Annotated in this window: 18 protein-coding genes; 14 read left to right on the forward strand and 4 right to left on the reverse strand. The window is 60.9% G+C overall.

Annotated elements, in window-relative coordinates; all coding sequences use genetic code 11:
- Window positions 1–123 precede the first annotated feature (123 nt).
- Window positions 124–762, reverse strand: a complete 639-nt coding sequence (locus MMB48_RS00605) for a mismatch-specific DNA-glycosylase (RefSeq protein WP_032745033.1) — start codon at window positions 760–762, stop codon at window positions 124–126.
- A gap of 151 nt (window positions 763–913) precedes the next feature.
- Here MMB48_RS00605 and fbaA point away from each other — a divergent pair, with 151 nt between their 5' ends.
- The 14 genes from fbaA to ilvC all read left to right on the forward strand — a co-directional run bounded on the left by fbaA (window position 914) and on the right by ilvC (window position 17,017).
- Window positions 914–2,002 carry a class II fructose-bisphosphate aldolase gene (gene fbaA / locus MMB48_RS00610; protein ID WP_012576570.1) on the forward strand — a complete coding sequence of 363 codons (1,089 nt, stop codon included), beginning with the start codon at window positions 914–916 and terminating at the stop codon, window positions 2,000–2,002.
- Window positions 2,003–2,205: 203 nt separating this feature from the next.
- Window positions 2,206–2,622 carry an AAA family ATPase gene (locus MMB48_RS00615; protein WP_032745031.1) on the forward strand — a complete coding sequence of 139 codons (417 nt, stop codon included), beginning with the start codon at window positions 2,206–2,208 and terminating at the stop codon, window positions 2,620–2,622.
- A gap of 10 nt (window positions 2,623–2,632) precedes the next feature.
- Window positions 2,633–2,992 carry a hypothetical protein gene (locus tag MMB48_RS00620; protein WP_032745030.1) on the forward strand — a complete coding sequence of 120 codons (360 nt, stop codon included), beginning with the start codon at window positions 2,633–2,635 and terminating at the stop codon, window positions 2,990–2,992.
- Window positions 2,993–3,101: 109 nt separating this feature from the next.
- Complete coding sequence (locus MMB48_RS00625) at window positions 3,102–4,388, forward strand: adenylosuccinate synthase (protein ID WP_032745028.1); 1,287 nt, start codon at window positions 3,102–3,104, stop codon at window positions 4,386–4,388.
- A 23-nt stretch (window positions 4,389–4,411) separates the two neighbouring features.
- Window positions 4,412–5,995 (forward strand): ClC family H(+)/Cl(-) exchange transporter, encoded by a 1,584-nt coding sequence (locus MMB48_RS00630; RefSeq protein WP_032745026.1) that lies wholly within the window; start codon window positions 4,412–4,414, stop codon window positions 5,993–5,995.
- A gap of 186 nt (window positions 5,996–6,181) precedes the next feature.
- Window positions 6,182–7,243, forward strand: a complete 1,062-nt coding sequence (locus tag MMB48_RS00635) for a fluoride efflux transporter FluC (RefSeq protein WP_032745137.1) — start codon at window positions 6,182–6,184, stop codon at window positions 7,241–7,243.
- Window positions 7,243–7,638, forward strand: a complete 396-nt coding sequence (locus MMB48_RS00640) for a fluoride efflux transporter FluC (RefSeq protein ID WP_003832500.1) — start codon at window positions 7,243–7,245, stop codon at window positions 7,636–7,638. The genes MMB48_RS00635 and MMB48_RS00640 overlap by 1 nt, the downstream gene beginning before the upstream one ends.
- 273 nt (window positions 7,639–7,911) lie before the next feature.
- The gene (locus MMB48_RS00645; RefSeq protein ID WP_032745025.1) at window positions 7,912–8,997 is read left to right on the forward strand and encodes a LacI family DNA-binding transcriptional regulator; all 1,086 of its coding nucleotides are present in this window, start codon (window positions 7,912–7,914) and stop codon (window positions 8,995–8,997) included.
- Between the two features lie 192 nt (window positions 8,998–9,189).
- The gene (gene gtfA / locus MMB48_RS00650; RefSeq protein ID WP_032745023.1) at window positions 9,190–10,716 is read left to right on the forward strand and encodes a sucrose phosphorylase; all 1,527 of its coding nucleotides are present in this window, start codon (window positions 9,190–9,192) and stop codon (window positions 10,714–10,716) included.
- Between the two features lie 204 nt (window positions 10,717–10,920).
- Window positions 10,921–12,558, forward strand: a complete 1,638-nt coding sequence (locus tag MMB48_RS00655) for an MFS transporter (RefSeq protein ID WP_032745022.1) — start codon at window positions 10,921–10,923, stop codon at window positions 12,556–12,558.
- Between the two features lie 488 nt (window positions 12,559–13,046).
- Window positions 13,047–14,414 carry an MFS transporter gene (locus MMB48_RS00660; RefSeq protein ID WP_007057579.1) on the forward strand — a complete coding sequence of 456 codons (1,368 nt, stop codon included), beginning with the start codon at window positions 13,047–13,049 and terminating at the stop codon, window positions 14,412–14,414.
- Between the two features lie 477 nt (window positions 14,415–14,891).
- Window positions 14,892–15,098, forward strand: coding sequence for a hypothetical protein (locus tag MMB48_RS00665; protein ID WP_230581276.1), 207 nt, complete (start codon window positions 14,892–14,894; stop codon window positions 15,096–15,098).
- A gap of 131 nt (window positions 15,099–15,229) precedes the next feature.
- Window positions 15,230–15,682: a hypothetical protein gene (locus MMB48_RS00670; protein ID WP_230581275.1), complete on the forward strand. Its 453-nt coding sequence runs from the start codon at window positions 15,230–15,232 to the stop codon at window positions 15,680–15,682.
- 282 nt (window positions 15,683–15,964) lie between these two features.
- Window positions 15,965–17,017, forward strand: a complete 1,053-nt coding sequence (gene ilvC, locus MMB48_RS00675; RefSeq protein WP_032745020.1) for a ketol-acid reductoisomerase — start codon at window positions 15,965–15,967, stop codon at window positions 17,015–17,017.
- A 146-nt stretch (window positions 17,018–17,163) separates the two neighbouring features.
- Here the strand turns inward: ilvC and MMB48_RS00680 are convergent, their stop codons facing one another.
- Genes MMB48_RS00680 through MMB48_RS00690 form a run of 3 tightly spaced genes read right to left on the reverse strand, consistent with a single transcriptional unit; the run spans window position 17,164 to window position 19,051 of the window.
- Window positions 17,164–17,757, reverse strand: coding sequence for an energy-coupling factor transporter transmembrane component T family protein (locus MMB48_RS00680; RefSeq protein ID WP_012576582.1), 594 nt, complete (start codon window positions 17,755–17,757; stop codon window positions 17,164–17,166).
- Window positions 17,754–18,470, reverse strand: a complete 717-nt coding sequence (locus MMB48_RS00685) for an energy-coupling factor ABC transporter ATP-binding protein (RefSeq protein ID WP_230474130.1) — start codon at window positions 18,468–18,470, stop codon at window positions 17,754–17,756. The genes MMB48_RS00680 and MMB48_RS00685 overlap by 4 nt, the downstream gene beginning before the upstream one ends.
- 14 nt (window positions 18,471–18,484) lie before the next feature.
- Window positions 18,485–19,051, reverse strand: coding sequence for a biotin transporter BioY (locus tag MMB48_RS00690; protein ID WP_012576584.1), 567 nt, complete (start codon window positions 19,049–19,051; stop codon window positions 18,485–18,487).
- Window positions 19,052–19,286: the final 235 nt, after the last annotated feature.

A 19,286-nucleotide genomic window follows, 5' to 3' on the forward strand; every position in this document is an offset into this window, starting at 1 on the left:
CGCCCGTGGGGTTCATGGTGGGCACATACGACAATTATCACGCAAAACTTAAATCGTTAACAATGTCTGGCTCCCCTCAGAGAGGGGAGCCGGAATTAACAAACGAATCAACGGTGTGGGATACTAGCGCGCGGCGGCGAGATCCAGACCGGCCGCGTCGGCGACCCTGCGCCACCAGTCGACCAGCACCGGCATGGTGGCGTGCGCGTTCAACCCGCTGGGCTGGGGAATCACCCACAGCTGCGCGCCTCCGAACCGGTCGGTCTCTTCCGCGGTGAGGTCCTGCAGCCCCAGCGCGGCGGACTTATCGGCGAACGCCTGTCGGTACGCCGTGATGCCCAGTATCGCAATGGCCCGGGGATGGACCCTCGCGCACAGCTCCCGCAGCCGATCGGCGCCCTGACGCAGCTCGGCGGTGTTCAGCTCGTTCGCTTTCGCGGTGGCGCGATTGACGAGATTGGTAAGCCCGATGCCGCGGTCGATCATCATGCGCTCATCGCGAAGGCGCAGGCCGTAACTGGCGTCCACCTGCCACGGCGTGAGCCCCGAGGCGAAAAGCGACGGCCAGAATCGGTTGCCGGGATAGGCGAAGGGTGCGTTGACCGCGGCCGTCCATAACCCGGGGTTGATGCCTACGATAAGCAGTTTGGGGTGTGGGCAGCGGATGTCGTCGACCGTGCCGTCGACGAAACCGGCGAGCTCGGTGCGCTTCGGCCGCCGGCCTTCCAGCGGAGAATGTCGAATATCGCTCACGGGTTCCATGGTAGTCGTGCCCCGCTTACGGCGGTTTGCGGCGTAGGTTCGAGTTGTCGGTGAGCTCCGCGCCTCGCGGGCAAGGTGATCTTGCGCACATTCGCCGCCGAGGCCTCCCCGACAATGCGATTCGTCACTCGGCGGCGGGATAATGGAAGCCATGACTATCGCAACTGCCGAACGCTATGCCGAAATGCTGGATGCCGCCCGCCACGGCGGATACGCCTATCCCGCGATCAACGTGACCAGCACGCAGACGCTCAACGCCGCGCTGCAGGGATTCGCCGAGGCCGAGTCCGACGGCATCATCCAGGTGTCGGTCGGCGGCTCCTCCTACTTCTCCGGCCAAAGCGTGAACGACCGCGTGGTCGGGTCGCTCGCGTTCGCCGCATTCGCGCACGAGGTGGCGAAGCGCTACCCGAACATCACGGTCGCGCTGCACACCGACCATTGCGCCAAGCAGTACCTGGACGGCTGGGTCCGCCCGCTGCTCGCGCACGAGGCCGAACAGGTCAAGCGCGGCGAAGAGCCGACGTTCCAGTCGCATATGTGGGACGGCTCAACTGTGCCGCTGGAGGAGAACCTGGACATCGCCGCGGAGCTGCTCGAGAAATCCGTCCGCGCGCATACGGTGCTGGAGATCGAGATCGGCGCGGTCGGCGGCGAGGAGGACGGCCATTCCGCGGAGATCAACGAAAAGCTGTATTCCACGCCGACCGACGGCGTGCGCGTGGCGGAGCGGCTCGGCCTCGGCGAGCACGGCCGCTATATGGCCGCTTTCACCTTCGGCAACGTGCATGGCGCATACAAGCCGGGTGTGGTCAAGCTCCGCCCGGAACTGCTGCGCGACATCCAGTCCGAAGTGTGGGACGCGGCCCTCGACGGCCGTCTTGGGTCGCTGGGCGCGTCGGCGGTGTCCACGTGCGCGCTGCCGGACATGCCCGAGCGCAAGCCCTTCGCGCTGGTGTTCCACGGCGGTTCCGGCTCCACGCCCGACGAGATCGCCCGCGCGGTGAGCTACGGCGTGGTCAAGATGAACATCGACACGGACACGCAGTACGCCTTCACGCGCGCGGTCGCCGGCCACATGTTCGCGCATTACGACGCCGTGCTCAAGATCGACGGCGAGGTCGGCAACAAGAAGCTGTACGATCCGCGCTCCTGGGGCCGCGAGGCCGAATCGGCCATGGCTGCCCGCGTGGTCGAGGCGTGCCGGCAGCTCGGCTCGGCCGGCAAGGCATTGAAGTAGCGAAGCGGCGGGCGGCACCGCTGACGGGCTGCGGTCATGTGATGAGATCAGGACATTGATGGATTGTTCGCCAGACGGATGGGGACTGCAATGAGCGCACCGACGGAGGATGATCGTATCATGAGGCCGGATGTAATGTGCCTGCGGCAGTTGTCCCTGCATAATTGCAGGGAGGCAATCGTTTCGATGGATATGATGGCTGCTTGAGTTCCGAGGTCAGCATCAAGAAGATGTCGGTCTGGTTCGAAAAAATGACTGCGCGGGAGTACCGCAAGGGAACCGTGATACCGGAATTCCGGGCGGTGCGGCGCGTGGTCACGGATTGCCTTCGCCTGTTGACCGGCTTCGACGACGCCAGCATCGCCTACGACGGCGGTTTCGTGGTCAGTTACACGGCATCCGACGGAACATACATGGAGGATCAGCCGTTCGAAACTCTGAGCGACGGCTATCGCGTAGTCATCGGGTTGGTGGCCGACATAGCGCGGCGTATGGCACAGCTCAACCCCTTCCTCGCCGAACAGGCTGTTGCGCGAACTCCCGGAGTGGTGCTTATCGACGAGGTGGATCTGCATCTGCACCCCAAATGGCAGGGGGAAGATCCTGGGCGTTTTGCATGAATTGTTCCCCTTGGTGCAATTCATCGTCACCACGCATGCCCCGATGGTGATCTCCTCGGTACAATCCAAGAATCTACGGGTGATCGAGCCGGTCGATGGCGGTGACGGCAAGTACGTCGCCGTCTCTCCGGACGACGAAACGTACGGTGTCAACGCCGGGGCGATACTGCGCGAAGTCATGGGGACCCCGGATAAGCCGGCGGCGGTTCAGGATAAACTGGATGAATTCGGCCAGTATCTGAACGACAAAGAATACGGCAGGGCTCAAGCGACGCTACGAGCGTTGCAGAACGAGGTAGGGGAAGACAACCCAGATCTGAGCAACGCGTGGGCCGCGTATTATTTCGCCGTGCCGGCGCCGGACGCGTGAGGGCGCGCGGGTAGCTTGGACAGGCCGGCGGCTGCATATGGCGTGGCAGCGGTAGAGGCTGTACGGTAGTCTGTGTTCGGCGGAAAAGGCGATGTTGCGGAGGTGTGTTATGCCTGGAATTGTTCTTATTGGTGCTCAGTGGGGCGACGAGGGTAAAGGCAAGGCTACCGATCTGATCGGCACCAAGGTCGATTACGTCGCGCGCTTCAACGGCGGCAACAACGCGGGCCATAGCGTGGTGGTCGGCGATGAGTCGTACGCCCTGCACCTGCTGCCCTCCGGTATTATCAACCCGAACCTGACCCCGGTGATCGGCAACGGCGTGGTCGTGGACCCGGAAGTGCTCTTCGAGGAGATTGACGGCCTGGAATCCCGCGGCATCGATTGCTCCCACCTCAAGGTGAGCGAGGCCGCACACATCATCGCGCCCTACCATCGCACCCTCGACAAGGTGACTGAACGCTTCCTTGGCAAGCACAAGATCGGCACCACCGGCCGTGGCATCGGCCCAGCCTACGCGGACAAGATCAACCGTGTCGGCATCCGCGTGCATGACCTGTTCAACGCCGACCATCTGCACGACAAGGTGGAGGCCAGTCTGCACCAGAAGAACCAGATGCTGGTCAAGCTCTACAACCGTCGTCCGATCGACGTGGACCAGACCACCGAGGAGCTGCTGAAGCTCGGCGAACGCCTCAAGCCGTACGTGGCCAACACCGGCCTGATTCTCAACAAGGCGCTTGACGAAGGCAAGACCGTACTGTTTGAAGGCGCTCAGGCCACCATGCTCGATGTGGATCACGGCACCTACCCGTTCGTCACCTCTTCCAACCCGACCGCCGGCGGCGCCTGCACCGGCACCGGCGTGGGCCCTACCAAGATCACCCGCGTAATCGGCGTCTCCAAGGCCTACGTCACCCGCGTGGGCGAAGGCCCATTCCCCACCGAACTGCTGGACGAGTCCGGCGAATGGCTGCGTCAGCAGGGCCACGAGTTCGGCGTGACCACCGGCCGCCCGCGTCGCTGTGGTTGGTTCGATGCGGTCGTCAACCGTTACGCCTCCCAGGTCAACGGCCTGACCGACATCGTGCTCACCAAGCTCGACGTGCTCACCGGCCTGAAGGAGATTCCGATCTGCGTGGCCTACGACGTGGACGGCGAACATCACGACGATATGCCGACCGATCAGGCCGCTTTCGCCGCCGCCAAGCCGATTTACGAGACCATGCCCGGCTGGGACGAAGACATCTCCGACTGCCACTCCTTCGACGAGCTGCCCGCCACCTGCCAGGCCTACGTCAAGCGTTTGGAAGAGCTGAGCGGCTGCCGTATCTCCGCGATCGGCACCGGTCCGCAGCGCGATCATGTCATCCAGATCAATTCGCTGGTCGACTGACCGTCTGCAACGAATTTCCCGGCTTGACTGGTAACGACGCGGCACATGATATCCGCCGGCTGATTCCGCGATTCGACCACTTGAAGTGGAAGATGGCGGCGGCCGGCATAGTCATTGGTCTGGTTTCAGGATTGCTGGTTGTCGTATACCGTCTCGGCATCGAATACGGCACGGATGCGTCCCGTTGGATATATGCGCGGATTCGCGAGACCCCGTGGCTGATTGCGCCGTGGGCGGTTGCCGCGGTGGCGGCCGCGCTGGCGATCGCGTGGATGGTCGGCAAGGAGCCGATGGCTGGTGGCAGCGGCATCCCGCAGACCAACGGCGTGGTGATATGCGGCTTGAAGATGCGTTGGCAGACGATTCTGTCAGTCCGTTTCGTCGGTGGACTGTTGGGCGCGTTGTTTGGTCTGTCGCTCGGCCGTGAGGGGCCGTCCATTCAGATTGGTGCGTCGGGCGCGCAGTGTGTATCCCACCGTTTGCGCGGCCGCCGCCGTGAGGACATGCAGGAGCATTATCTGGTCACCGCCGGTGCCGCGGCCGGCTTGTCCGCCGCGTTCAGCGCGCCGCTGTCCGGCATGATGTTCGCTTTGGAAGGGGTGCATCGGAGTTTTTCCCCTGCGATTCTGATGGGCGCCACCGCCGCATCGCTGACCGCCGATTTCGTCTCGAAATACTGTTTCGGTCTGCGTCCGGTTTTGGATTTCGGTGATATCGGTCAGCTGTCGTTGGAAGAGTATGTGTGGCTGATTCCGTTGGGATTGGTGGCCGGTTTGGTTGGTTCGCTGATGAACCGCTCGTTGCTTGGCTTCCAGACGCTGTACGGCAAACTGCCGGCATGGAGCCGCCCGATGATTGCGATTGCGATCGCGTTGCCTGTCGGCATCTGGTTGCCCGATGTGCTCGGCGGCGGCTCGAATCTGATTGATACCGCCGAACATGCGCGCGTCGGCTTGGGAATGCTGTGTCTGCTGTTCGTGGCGAAGATGCTGTTCACATCTACGAGTTTCGGCTCAGGCGCGCCTGGCGGTATTTTCATGCCGATTCTTGCGGTCGGTTCGTTGGCCGGCGGCATCTGCGGTGAAGTGTTGCATCGATTCGGTGATCTGCCATCCGACGCAGTGGCGGTGTTTGCGGTGTGCGTGATGACGGGCACGCTCGCCGCGTCCGTGAAAACGCCGATCACGTCGATTCTGTTGGCTGTGGAGATGTCTGGAACGTTGACGCACATGCTGCCGGTCGCGGCCGTCGCTTTCATCGCGCTGTTGGTGTCCGATTTGCTGCGCACCAAACCGATCTATGGGGAGTTGCTGGAGCGGTACGTGCGCGCGCAAGGCATGCAGATGGCGATCGCAAGCCATGTGGGCAGCGGCATTATGGAACTGCCATTGGAAATGGGGGCGATTGCGGACGGCAAGCGGGTGCGTGACGTGCGTTGGCCGTCTGGGTGTCTGATCATCGGCCTGCGTCGCGGCGAAAGCGAGATCGTGCCGCGCGGCGATACACGGCTGCGTGCCGGCGACTATCTGGTGGTGCTGTTCAGTGGCGAGGAGGAGCGCGAGGTGCGACCTGCGATGCGGCGGCTGTGTGATGCCCGGCTTGACTGAGCCTGGCTGAATTCGGCTGGACTCTGGATGTACGAATCTGCGGAATCGGACATCCAGGGTGCATACGTTGGCGCTCCGTGTAAACTCATATGCGTTAGGAAGGCAGCAATCGCGGCCCAGCTCGTTGTTGCACGGCCTATGGGCGGAACAACGCTGTCCGCGGAAGGCCAGTACAGGGGGAGCGCAATGGAATCGCAAGAACAATCGCCGGGAGACGTGGTGACTGCGGGTGAGGACTCGCATCCCATCACGCAGGCAATCGACGCTGTTGAGGTGACGCATGCTGGTGCAACCGCGCCCGCCGCTAACACCATGGATCCGCCTACGATTCCCCTGGCACCGATGAAACGTATGCAGGCGCGGTTCAATCCGCTCGCCGACGGACTGATGTATGTTGTGGTGTTCGTCGGTGGATTTGTTGGAGTCGGCTGTCGGCATGCGTTGGATATGCTTCTGCCGTCGGTCAGCGGGACGCCGTTCGTTGTGGGCACGTTTGTGTCGAATATGGTCGCCTGCTTCCTGTTCGCGATGCTGACCGAATTCATGGCGACCGCTTCGTGGCTGCGTCGCCGGGTGCGGCAGGTTGTCAGCCGTGGCGTTGGGCTCGGCTTGCTCGGCGGGCTTTCGACGATGTCCGGCGTGATGCTGGAAACGATGGAAGGTTTGCACGAGCGGCATATCGCCAGTGCGCTTGGCTATCTTGCGGGAAATTTTGCAGGCGGTTTGCTCACTGCCGCCGCCGGCGTGGTTCTGATGCAGGCACTGCTGTCACGGAGTACTCGAAAGCGGGTTCGGGGTGCGTTTTCAGCTGTTTCCGTTTCCGATTCTGCCGAATCGGACACGCAGGGCGTACGCCATGTGAAAGTGGCCGACGTGGCGCGTTCTGCCGCGCAGGCCGCAATGGAAGCCGCGCAGGCGGCGCAGCAGGCCGCGCAGACGGCCCAGCAGATTGCACAGACGGGACAGGTTCCGCGAGTCGAAACGCCAACCGTGCCGCCGCCAGCCAGCCAGCCTATGCAGACAGGCCGCGTTCCGCAGGTTCCTCCGCTGGTCGTTCCTCAGCTGGCACAGTCATCGCAGCCGTTGTTGTGCGAGCCGGATACTCCAGACTTGGGGCAGCTGCCCGAGATTCAGCAGTCGCAGCCGATCCAGCAGCCGGCCAACCCGCTTCCACCCAGCTTCGAGCCCAAACCGATCACTGCGGAGATTTCGCTTGTCGCCGACCCGACTACCGGGGAGGTGCGCTGATGATGTGGATGATCTGTCTGTTCGGCGGTCTGGGCGCCATGGCCCGTTACGTGCTCGACGTGTCAATTCAACGAGGCTGGAACCGCGAGAATCGGAGAACGAACCGCAACTTCCCGCTATCCACGCTCGTCATCAACGGCGTCGCCTCGCTATGCGCGGGCATCGCCATGATGTCCTACTATTCGCAATCCGTGGATATGGACACGGTCATGATGTTCGTTGTCGGATTTCTCGGTGGTTTCTCGACATTCTCCACGGCGCTCAACGAAGTGGTTTCATTGATTCGCCAGCGTCGTTTTACGCTGGCTCTGGGCTATGGAATAGCAACCGTCGCGGTGCCTCTCATTTGCGTGGCCACCGGTTTCGGCATTGCGCTGCTTGCCAATCCGGCGTAATTTTCACGTTACACGGACGGTCGCTGAGTAACGTGAAAGAAATCTGAGTACAACCGCCATCAAGGCCGCCAGTCCGGATGCAACGCTGGTGATTGCATTCGACCAGACCAAGCCGCTGCTGAAGGCCTTCGCCTCCGCGGGAGTCGACACTAAGAAGCTGTATTTCGTTGCCGGACTGTCGAACAGGTTCGAGAGAATGTAAATGAATGTAATATTAGCGGTAAACACGTGAGAATACGGCGATAGAACAGTGATGACGGGGAAGGTGCGATCATGGTCGGCATGCGCGATGTGGCGAAGAAGGCCGGGGTGTCTCTGAGCACCGTCTCGCTGGTGGTGAACGGCAACGGGTACGTGTCTGATGACATGCGCGAACGTGTGCGCAAAGCCATGCAACTGCTCAATTATGTGCCGAACGAGCTTGCCCGCAATCTGTATCATGATCGTACGAATCTGGTCGGCGTCATCGTGCCCACCATCCGCCACCCGTTCTTTGCAACGTTTACCGCACATCTGCAGCATGCGCTCGCCGCGCAAGGATTACGCACTATGTTGTGCTCTACCGCAGATGAGGCGGACGGCGAAATCCAGTATGTCGACATGTTGCGTCGGCACATGATGGACGGCATCGTCATGTGTGCGCACACTTCGCATCCCGGCAATTATTGGACGTCGATTCATCGCCCGATCGTCGCGTTCGACCGTGTGCTTGGAGACGGTATTTCGTCGATTGGATCCGACCACGAGCAGGGTGGGCGATTGATTGCGCAGATGCTGATCCGCAATGGTACCAAACATGTGGTGATGATTGGCGGTCCGCGAGAGCAATTCTTCGATTTGGCTGCGCGCGGAGAAGTCGAGGAAGGACCGTTCGATTTGGGAAAGACCACGTTCCCGACGGTGCGCTATTACCTCACGTTGGAACAGGAATTGACCTCCGCAGGCGTGAAATACGAGTACGTTGAAGCTGGCGAAGTGATGGATTTTGCCGGCTATCATCGTGCGGTCAGCAATGCGCTCGACAAGGTGACGACCGACGGCGTCGATGCCGTGGTCAGTTCCGATATTGGCGCGTCGTTCTGCGTGCGCGAAGCGTTGAGCCGCGGAATTTCCATTCCTGACGAGCTGCAGATCGTTGCCTACGATGGTACGTATTTGACTGATTTGGCCGGCATGAAGCTGACCGCGGTCGCGCAGGATTTCTCGGCGATCGCACAGTCGACGGCCGACCATATCGTGCAGGCTATTGCCAATGAGGAAGTGGCCGCGGCTAACGCTTCACGCAGGGACATCCCCAAGCCGTTCGAGCCGAACGTGCTTATTCCCATGACGCTGGTGCCAGGCGATACCACGCGTTGATGCTGCGCGTTGGAACGCTGGGTTGTGTAGAACACCGCATCAAACCGGTTCGACACGCGCATTTTGCGGTATTACTGGACATCGACGTCCCTTTCGAGGTAATATCAAACCGGTTCGATACGTATAAGTATGTAAAAGCACGCATACACTGCGTACACATTGCACCTGCATCCATGAACCAAGGGGGGTCCCATGAAAAACAAAGTGCAGCTCATCGCTTACGCCGATCGTCTCGGCGATGGCACTCTTAGCTCGATGACCGACATCCTGCGCACCCACTTCGACGGCGTGTATGACGGCGTGCATATCCTGCCGTTCTTCACTCCGTTCGATGGTGCGGATGCAGGCTTCGACCCGATCGACCACACCAAAGTCGACCCGCGTCTCGGCAGCTGGGACGACGTCGCTGAACTTTCCAAGACCCACGGCATCATGGTCGATGCCATCGTCAACCACATGAGCTGGGAATCCAAGCAGTTCCAAGACGTGCTTGAAAAAGGTGAGGAATCCGAGTATTACCCGATGTTTCTGACCATGAGCTCCGTCTTCCCGAACGGCGCCACCGAAGAGGAACTGGCCGGCATCTACCGCCCGCGCCCGGGCCTGCCGTTCACCCACTACAAGTTCGCCGGCAAGACCCGCCTGGTCTGGGTCAGCTTCACTCCGCAGCAGGTTGATATTGACACCGATTCCGACAAGGGCTGGGAATACCTCATGTCCATCTTCGATCAGATGGCCGCATCCCACGTCAGCTACATTCGTCTCGACGCCGTCGGCTACGGCGCTAAGGAAGCTGGCACGAGCTGCTTTATGACTCCGAAGACATTCAAGCTCATCTCCCGCCTACGCGAGGAAGGCGTCAAGCGAGGCCTCGAAATTCTCATTGAGGTGCATAGCTACTACAAGAAGCAGGTTGAAATCGCCTCCAAGGTGGACCGCGTCTACGACTTCGCCCTGCCTCCGCTGCTCCTGCACTCGCTGTTCACCGGTCACGTGGAACCCGTGGTCCACTGGACCGAAATCCGCCCGAACAACGCCGTCACCGTGCTCGATACGCACGACGGCATCGGCGTGATCGACATCGGCTCCGATCAGCTCGACCGCAGCCTCAAGGGCCTCGTGCCCGACGAGGACGTCGATAATCTGGTCAACACCATCCACGCCAACACCCACGGCGAATCCCAGGCCGCCACCGGTGCCGCCGCCAGCAACCTCGACCTCTATCAGGTCAACAGCACGTACTACTCCGCGCTCGGCTGCAACGACCAGCACTATCTGGCCGCCCGCGCAGTCCAGTTCTTCCTGCCCGGAGTGCCGCAGGTCTACTACGTGGGCGCGCTCGCCGGCCGCAACGACATGGAACTGCTGCGCAAGACCAACAACGGCCGTGACATCAATCGCCATTACTACTCCACCGCCGAAATCGACGAAAACCTCGAGCGCCCGGTGGTGAAGGCCCTGAACGCCCTGGCCAAGTTCCGCAACGAACTGCCTGCATTCAATGGCGAGTTCAGCTACGAAGCCGACGGCGACACATCCATCACCTTCCGCTGGATCGCTGCCGACGGCAAGACCAAGGCCGCTCTCATCTTCGAGCCCGGCCGCGGACTCGGCACGGATAACACCACTCCGGTCGCCAGCCTCGCCTGGACCGATGCCGCCGGTGACCACGAGACTGATGATCTGCTGAGCAACCCGCCGATTGCCGATATCGACTAACCGTTGGCTCATAAACGCCACTCCGCTGTGCGCGCTCCAAGTAGTGCGTCCGGCGTAAGCTGGGTCCATGGAAAACAAACCGCCCGCAGTGCACTGAAGCTAGTGCGCTCGGGCGGTTTTGCATGTGGCGGGGTTGCGGGTCATGCTCAGTCGGAGCTGGCCGGTACCTCCTGCCGGTGATGAGAGCAAAGAAAGAGCAGCAACATGTTGGAACCGTACGTGCGCCCGGGTATTGACGACCGCCCGGATCTCGACAAGGCATTGAGTCCCGAAGACAAGGATGCCGTGGCCCGACTGGCCATCAAAGATCGTCGGCGTCCTCCCGAGGCATCCGCCGATCAGCCCGAGGCCCAGGCCGTGCGTCTGGCGGCCGCCGGTTCGTCGGCTGCTGCCGCTGCCGCGGCCAGCGTGGATGCCCCTGCGCCTGATCTGTCGTCTGCATATCTCGATATGCGCGATCCGATGGTCGCCGCCAATGGTCAGCGACCCACCGCTGTTCAGATTTCCCGTCTTAATTGGGGTTTTTTCGTGGCTTCGATTCTGGCCGGCGCGCCTTGGGCGGCGTTGAACACCATCGCCATGCCCAACGCGGTGGCTCGTCTGTTCGGCTACGACACCGCTTCTGCCATATCGGTCACCATCAATCCGTCCACCGGCCGTCCGCTGCCCGTCGCCACTGACTTGGTGGTGCCTCTGGCCGTGCTGGTGGTCGTTGGCGTGGTGGCCTCCATGTTCGCGATGCCCTTGGTCTCCGCGCTGTCCGACCGCACACGTATTCCTCTGGGCCGCCGTACCCCGTGGATGGTGGCGGGTGGCGTGCTGTGCGCGCTGATCACGCTGGTTCTGGGGCAGAACACAGGCCTCGTAGTGCTGTGTTTCTTCTGGGCGCTCATGCAGTTTGCCTATGCGATGATTTCCGTGCCGTTGGCCAGCGCCATCAGCGAACGGGTTCCGGACAAATTCCGTCCGCGCATTGAGCGCTGGCACGGTATCGGCGTGATGCTTGGCCAAGCGCTTGGTGTATGCATGGGTGCGCTCGGCGTGATGTTCGACTCCTTCACGCCGTTTGCCTACACCGCCGTGCTGTTTGCGGTTTCCGGCATCCTGACCGTGATCATGCTGCCCAAGGAGCCTTCCAGCCAGGAGCAGCCACATCAACGATTCGAGTCGGGCCAGGTGTTTGACCAGCTGCGTCCGCCGGCACATGCGCCTGCATTCGCCCGTGTGTTCGCCGCTCGCGTGTGCATGATGACGGGCGTTGGACTGACCGGGGTCTTTCTGTGGTATCTCGTGCGCTTTTGGGTGTATGGCAAGGCTGTGGTGTTCACTTCCGCGCCATTGACCATTCCCGCGGGCCTCCTCATCGCCGGCATGGCCGCGGCAACGCTCATCGGTGCTGCGCTCGCGTCCTGGGCCGCTGGGCCGATCTCCGAGAAGATCGAGGAACGGAACATCGCCACCACTGCAGTGGTGGCGGCATCCTGCCTGCTGTATGCCATCGGCGTGGCGGTGGCATGGGGGCTCGGCGTCTGGTCCACCGGCACGGCACGCGAAAACGGCATGCTGCTCTTCGCGCTGATCTCCGGATTCGCCTTCGGCATTTACGATTCGCTCGGCCTTGAACTGGTGATGGACTCTTTGCCCGACCCGCGCCGAGCCGGCCACGACCTCGGCATTTATGCGCTCGCCAACTCGGCCGGTCTGGCGCTCGCCGCCATCATCGGAGCCGTGCTGGTCAGCGCATTTGCGAGCAGCTTCGGCTACTACCTGCTGTTCCCCTCCGCCGTCGTCATGGTGTTCCTCGCCGGAATCATCACCCTCACCGCCGAGTCCGCGCAATGACGGGCCGGTCCGGCTCCCCGGCCGCCGGCGGCGTTCCTCCCCGCGGCGGGGGCGTTCGTCTCGGCGACGTGGCGTCCACAATGTGAACCCTTGCTGGATTGGCAAGACAGCCAGACCTATGTTTACATTCCAGTTCAGGTCGAACGGCCTGAGGAAATACTGAAAGGAGGCCACGCGATGACTGGATTCAATGCTTCTGCGTTTGTATCCGCACGAATTATTAGCCCGTCTTCGCTGGCGGACTAATTCGGCATTGATGCTTGAAGCCCCGTCAACGAAGGCAGGGCCAATCAAGCTGACACAATCGGTAAGGCCCTGCATGATGCGGGGCTTTTTTGTTGCGCTCACAAGGCTTACGGCAGAATCCCGCAGACGGAAACGGTAGCGGACAGTACACGGCAACAACACAGCAACAGAACAACAACCTCCCTGTGAGACGAAATAATCGCCCGCCAATGAGAGTGAACGAGAGCAAAACAGGAGTAACAATGACTGCAGCAGTCGAAGAGACTGGCTTAGGGCAGGCGGCAGGTAAAGCCGCTACCTTGGTACGCGATTCGGTCAAGACCGTGATCGCTGCATCGATGGTCGGTACCGCCATCGAATTCTATGACTTCTACGCCTACGGCACCGCCGCGGCAAACTACTTCCCGCACATCTTCTTCTCCGCGAAGGACAACCCCACCGTCGCACTGCTGATGAGCTTGCTGACCTTCGCCATCGCCTTCATCGCCCGCCCGCTGGGCTCACTGATCTTCGGCCACTTCGGTGACCGCATGGGCCGCAAGACCACGCTGGTCGTCAGCCTGATGACCATGGGTGTCGGCACCTTCCTGATTGGCTGCCTGCCCACCTACGATCAGGTCGGCGTTGGCGCAGTCGCCATCCTCTGCCTGCTGCGCTTCATCCAGGGCATCGGCCTGGGCGGCGAATGGTCCGGTGCGGCACTGGTCGCCACCGAGAACGCGCCTGAAGACAAGCGCGCGCTGTACGGCTCCTTCCCGGAGCTGGGCGCGCCGATCGGCTTCTTCCTGTCCAACGGCACCTACTTCGTGCTCGAATCCTTCAACAATCAGGACGCGATGCTGGCCTGGGGCTGGCGTGTGCCGTTCCTGCTGTCCGCCATCCTGGTGATCGTCGGCCTCGTGGTCCGCGTTCACATGGAGGAGACCCCGATCTTCCGTATGGCTCAGGAGCAGAAGAAGGTCGTCAAGTCCCCGCTGACCGAGGTCTTCCGCAAGTCCTGGCGTCAGGTGCTGCAGGCCACCTTCCTCGTGGCTGTGACCTACACGCTGTTCTACACGCTGGCCACCTGGTCGCTCGCGTGGGGCACCAAGAGCTCCGCCGACGGCGGCGGCGACCTCGGCTTCAGCAACCAGCAGTATCTGCTGATGCTCATGGCCGCCGTATGCGTGTTCGCGCTGTTCATCGTGCTGTCCTGCGTGTACGCCGACCGGATCGGCCGTCGCCGTGTGATCGTCTTCTCGTCCTGCGCGCTGGTGGTGTTCGCCTTCGCCTTCCCGTTCCTGCTGGACGGCGGTCTGGTGGGCCAGCGCAACTTCGTGGCCACGATGGCGTTCCTGTGCGTCGGCTTCATGCTGATGGGCATCGCGTTCGGCCCGATCGGCGCGTTCCTGCCCGAGCTGTTCGAGGCCAATGTGCGCTATTCCGGCTCCGGCATCGGCTACAACCTCGCCGCGATCGTCGGCGCCGCGTTCGTGCCGACCATCGCCACCTGGCTGTCCGCCAACTGGGGCGTGCACTCGGTCGGCCTCTACCTCGCCGTGATGGCCGTCTGCTGCCTGATCGCCGTACTGTCCTGCAAGGAGACCAAGGACGTCGATTTCACCAAGTGATACCGGCGGTTGATCGACACCCCTCACGCGGTTCCGACTCCGTTCGGGTGCCGCCGGGGGGGGGCACATTGCGCCAACCCCCGTCTGTATTCGGGGGTGGGCCATTGGCGCGCGGCGGCGCACCGTGGTGCGTAATGGCGCGCAGTGGCGGCCGGCGGACATCTATCTGCGGTAGGAGGGGCGCCGAATACAGAGGGGCTGACGGTGCTTACCCCAACCGACAAATCAGTCTATGAAAATAGCGAAAGCTTCACAAAACCGGGCCATCAGGGAATACGTGTCCAACGTGTGATGATGTGATATTTTTGCATTGGCGGGATGTTGATTAAATTAGGGCGCTTATCTGCTTCCGGACATGATGATTAGACAACAATGAATAGTGTATGAATGGTGAATGATATTGGCTGTTGTTGCTGATGTATGCTGCCTTGATGGGGTAAGATTATCGTGTCTGTAGAAATGGGGTGCGCTAGGCGTATGAAAGCAATGAGTATGGTCTTCTGTGCCCTTTTCGTCATCGGAGCATTGGGCGCGACGCCTTCCGCATTCGCTTTAGATGGCCGCGCCGAGGTGAGTAATGCTTTTGCATATTTATTGTCAACCTTGGCTGACGTAGAGAGTGTGCTTTCAGAGAACGTTGAGATTTCCAATTCGATTTTTGTGACGTTGAAGGTGACGCCGTGACTCATATGTTTGGTGGAACATTGAGGCGAACGGTTGGGTTTGTGGCGGTGATCGTGGCGGTAGCTTCGGGATGTTCGGGATGCGTCGCGCGTTCGAATGACGCATGCGGATATTTGGCGTCGAATATATCGGTGCGTGATGCAGTGAATACGTTCGTGCGCGGCATCGCCGATCGCGACGTGGAGACAATCTGTTCGGTCGTCACCGGCAGTGAAGGCCAGTCGCCGTCCCGAGAAAGTATCCGTGAAGCCCTTCCGGACGTCGCCGATAATCTGGCGGACATCAGCGGAGGTACGTTCGCGTTTGGGGTGTCGGTGGAGCATGGGTTCGACGAGTTGTATAACGTGGGCCTTTCGTATAACGGGCGAAGACTGGTGATTGCCTGTGAGGGAGATAGCGCGGCGTGCGATTCCGGGCAGCAGCAGTTGACGTTGCTGGTTCAGGCTGATGGATATGCGCGTGCGATTGCGCGGGGAGAGCAGTCGGGCATGGACGTGAGGCGCGTGGTAACGGATGACGGTGCCCCATTCGCGGTGATATGGCGGCCGGAATCGTTGGCGCAGTGCACTCTGGGTGACGGATAGCCGATTCGGGATGGGGTGCCAGTTGTCGCCGGATGAATCATGTGGGTCTGCTGCGTGCTGCGCGATCGGCCGGTGCATGCCGGCGCCAAAGGAAAATCGGCCGGTCACAATGTGGACATGGGGGACGTCCGTGGGTCGGGGAGGACTAGAACAATACCCCAGAAGGGGATGACTTTCCCGCGGGGACACAATCCGCCACGTCGGAAGCCGTCCGCAATCAACGGATTGCCGGACGCATCATGCGCTCGACAGCATCGTCAAGACATCAAAGGAGCGCCAATCATGGCAGCAACTATCTGGTACGAAAAGGACGCCGACCTCGCCGCGTTCGAAGGCAAGAAGGTCGCCATCCTCGGCTACGGCTCGCAGGGCCACGCGCATGCGCTGAACCTGCGCGACTCGGGCGTCGACGTGGTGGTCGGCCTGCGTCCGACCTCGAAGTCGGTCGAGTTCGCCAAGGAGCAGGGCCTGGAGGTCAAGCCGGTCGGCGAGGCCGTCGCCGAGGCCGACGTGGTGATGATCCTGCTGCCCGACCAGTACCAGGCCAAGGTCTATCAGGAGGAGGTCGAGCCGAACCTGAAGCCGGGCGCCGCGCTGGCCTTCGCCCACGGCTTCAACATCCACTACGGCTACATCAAGCCGTCTGAGGATCACCCGGTGTTCATGGTCGCGCCGAAGGGCCCGGGCCACATCGTGCGCCGCGAGTACGCGGCCGGCCGTGGCGTCCCGGTCGTCGTTGCTGTTGAGCAGGATCCGGACGGCAAGACCTGGCCGCTGTGCCTGGCTTACGCCAAGGCTCTGGGCGCTCTGCGTGCGGGTGCCATCAAGACCACCTTCACCGAGGAGACCGAGACCGATCTGTTCGGTGAGCAGGATGTCCTCATGGGTGGCATCAACCACCTGTGCGACCTCGGTTTCGACGTGCTGACCGAGGCTGGCTACCAGCCGGAGATCGCCTACTTCGAGGTCTTCCACGAGCTGAAGATGCTGGTCGACCTGGCTAACGAGGGTGGTCTGAACAAGGCTCGCTGGTCCTGCTCCGACACCGCTCAGTACGGCGACTACACCTCCACGGTCATCACCGAGGAGACCAAGAAGCGCATGCAGTACCAGCTCAAGCGCATTCAGGACGGCTCCTTCGCCAAGGAGTTCATGGATGATCAGGCTGCTGGCGCCCCGAAGTTCAAGAAGCTGCAGGAAGAGTTCTCTCACCCGCACCTCGAGACCGTCGGCCCGAAGCTGCGCGCCATGTTTTCCTGGAACAACGCCGAGGCCAAGGACAAGGACGAGGCTGAGTCCTTCAACGGCAAGATCGCTCGTACCCAGGTTCAGTGACCTATGACCTCCTTCTGATGAGGGAGGTGGCATCGCGTAGCGATGGCGGAGGGAGAGATCGTTAGGATTAAATCCCTTTGTACAAGCAAGAAACCGCCGTTCCCGTTCATACGGGAGCGGCGGTTTCTTGTGTTCAGTCGAATCAGCTACAGCCCACGACTATCGAGCGCATCGGCCAGCTCGTCGGACTGCTTCAGGATAAGCACCAGCAGAGGCACCGCCCATGCGGTCACGCCACCGTGACCTCCACGGGCCTGATTCGCTTCCCGCACAATTCGCACATTGCGATTAATCAGTGGAATCGCTGAGATGGTCAATGCGCACAGTAGCCCAATGCGGTCCGGATTGACGCCGAATCGTCGCAATGGCCGCAATGCTGCCAGCACGGTATCCAGCATGTCTTCAGTGCGGGTGGTGAGTGTTACCAGATTTGCGATCATGACCAGTTCAAGTACGCGCACCGCATTGAACGCCGTGGTTTGCCATGGCACAAAGAACACCTGCACCACCACGGTGAATGCCACCACCCACCACGCGCTCCACAATTGACGAGCAAAAACGTGCGGACCAAGGCCGGACATGGCATACCATATTGCGCATAGCGCGCCGCAGACGGCTATCGCCCACCACGATAGGTGCGGAATCACCAATACCGTTGCCATCACCAGTGACACGATGAGTTTCACTGCGGCAGGGCATCGATGCAGCACGCTATCGCCTGCGATATACAGCGAAATCATAGGGACGCCTCGGCTTCTTCGTTGTCCGCGACGCCGCAGTCGGCAAGATATCGCGCGATAACGTGGCGTGGCTCGCCGGTTTCGATAATGTGCCCATCGGCAAAGCGAACTGCCATATCGCAGCGTGCGGCAAGCCGAAGATTATGGGTGGAAACAATCAGCGGGCAGGCGATATCGTGTATCAGCAGATTTTCGATGCGCGTCGCGTTGGGCAAATCGAGCATGGTGGTCGGCTCGTCGGCAAGCACCAGCTCCGGGTTGCGCACGAGCACGGCGGCAAGGGCCAGCATTTGTTTCTGCCCGCCAGACAGGCTGTGCGCCGGAGTGCCAGCGTGAGGCGTTAGGCCGAATGATTGCAGCTGACGGTCAACCAGTGCCGAAGACTCGGATTTGCTCAGCCCCATGCCCCGCAGCGAAAAGGCCACGTCTTCGGCTGGCGTGGGCATGATGATTTGCGTGTCAGGGTCGGTGAACACGAACCCCACTTTGCGGTGCAGCTGCTTGGCTTGCCGTGTGGGGTCGAAGCCCATGACACGTATGGTGCCCGATGTGGGCTTGGCCAGACCGTCGATCAGACGGAGAAAAGTGGATTTACCTGAGCCGTTGACGCCAATGACGGCAATACGACGAGGGCCTGAGCCCCCAGCAAGACCAAGGTCAAGCTGGCAACTCAGGTCATCAATAATACGTTTGCCTTCTGCCTCGACGCTCACATGGTCGAAGACGATCATTTGCTAGCGCGCAACGATTCGGGGAATGCGGCCGGGTATGCGCGCATCAGCGCGGTGGCAATCAACGTGGCAATCACCACTTTGGCGATATCACCGGGAACAAAGATCATGCCGGAGATAATAACACCCTTGAGAGGAGCGCCCATAACCAATGCCTGAACCGGGAATCCGATGGCATACGGAATCAGTACGCCGCCAACCAGGCTTGCCAGCGCACTCTTCCACCACACCAGACGATGGCCCTGATGTGCGATAAGTCCGATCACCAAGGCTCCAAGAATCCAGCCGTACAGATATCCAGCGCTTACACCCACGAAAATCGCTGGACCGCCGTTGCCGCCAAGCAGGGGAATGCCGACGAAGGTGAGTACGAGCATCAGCAACACCGACAGCATTCCATTCACCGGTCCCAGAATCAGACCCGCTAACATCACAGCAAGGGTTTGCAGAGTAATCGGTACCGGACCAACAGGAATGCGGATAAAGCTGAACACACTGAGCAACGCGGCGAACATGGCAATGCGCACCAAGTCGCGGCTCGTGAAATGAACATGCGAAGCCATAATAAATACAGTCCCTTCATAGTAGTTGCCATGTGCTTTCGGCCGAATCTGTCCCTCCGCCCGATGCTCCCCATGGAGCTCGTGCGGCATATTGCTTGCACGAGTGTGGGTCGCAGACCGCTGCACATGACGAGTTGTAATAACGAGCACTCATGCTAACGATGATGAGCGGCGTGCGATTGGTTGGCCTGTACAAAAAATAGTGCATCTACTTGTGCAACACTGAATATTGGTC

Source organism: Bifidobacterium sp. FKU (genome assembly GCF_026016385.1).
Lineage (GTDB): Bacteria > Actinomycetota > Actinomycetes > Actinomycetales > Bifidobacteriaceae > Bifidobacterium > Bifidobacterium infantis.

Excerpts from the sequence above, each read along its gene's own strand:
- MMB48_RS00605 (WP_032745033.1), bottom strand. The coding sequence starts at position 762 with ATGGAACCCGTGAGCGATATTCGACATTCTCCGCTGGAAGGCCGGCGG.
- fbaA (WP_012576570.1), top strand. The coding sequence starts at position 914 with ATGACTATCGCAACTGCCGAACGCTATGCCGAAATGCTGGATGCCGCC.
- MMB48_RS00625 (WP_032745028.1), top strand. The coding sequence starts at position 3,102 with ATGCCTGGAATTGTTCTTATTGGTGCTCAGTGGGGCGACGAGGGTAAA.
- MMB48_RS00635 (WP_032745137.1), top strand. The coding sequence starts at position 6,182 with ATGGAATCGCAAGAACAATCGCCGGGAGACGTGGTGACTGCGGGTGAG.
- MMB48_RS00640 (WP_003832500.1), top strand. The coding sequence starts at position 7,243 with ATGATGTGGATGATCTGTCTGTTCGGCGGTCTGGGCGCCATGGCCCGT.
- MMB48_RS00645 (WP_032745025.1), top strand. The coding sequence starts at position 7,912 with ATGGTCGGCATGCGCGATGTGGCGAAGAAGGCCGGGGTGTCTCTGAGC.
- gtfA (WP_032745023.1), top strand. The coding sequence starts at position 9,190 with ATGAAAAACAAAGTGCAGCTCATCGCTTACGCCGATCGTCTCGGCGAT.
- MMB48_RS00655 (WP_032745022.1), top strand. The coding sequence starts at position 10,921 with ATGTTGGAACCGTACGTGCGCCCGGGTATTGACGACCGCCCGGATCTC.
- MMB48_RS00660 (WP_007057579.1), top strand. The coding sequence starts at position 13,047 with ATGACTGCAGCAGTCGAAGAGACTGGCTTAGGGCAGGCGGCAGGTAAA.
- MMB48_RS00665 (WP_230581276.1), top strand. The coding sequence starts at position 14,892 with ATGAAAGCAATGAGTATGGTCTTCTGTGCCCTTTTCGTCATCGGAGCA.
- ilvC (WP_032745020.1), top strand. The coding sequence starts at position 15,965 with ATGGCAGCAACTATCTGGTACGAAAAGGACGCCGACCTCGCCGCGTTC.
- MMB48_RS00680 (WP_012576582.1), bottom strand. The coding sequence starts at position 17,757 with ATGATTTCGCTGTATATCGCAGGCGATAGCGTGCTGCATCGATGCCCT.
- MMB48_RS00690 (WP_012576584.1), bottom strand. The coding sequence starts at position 19,051 with ATGGCTTCGCATGTTCATTTCACGAGCCGCGACTTGGTGCGCATTGCC.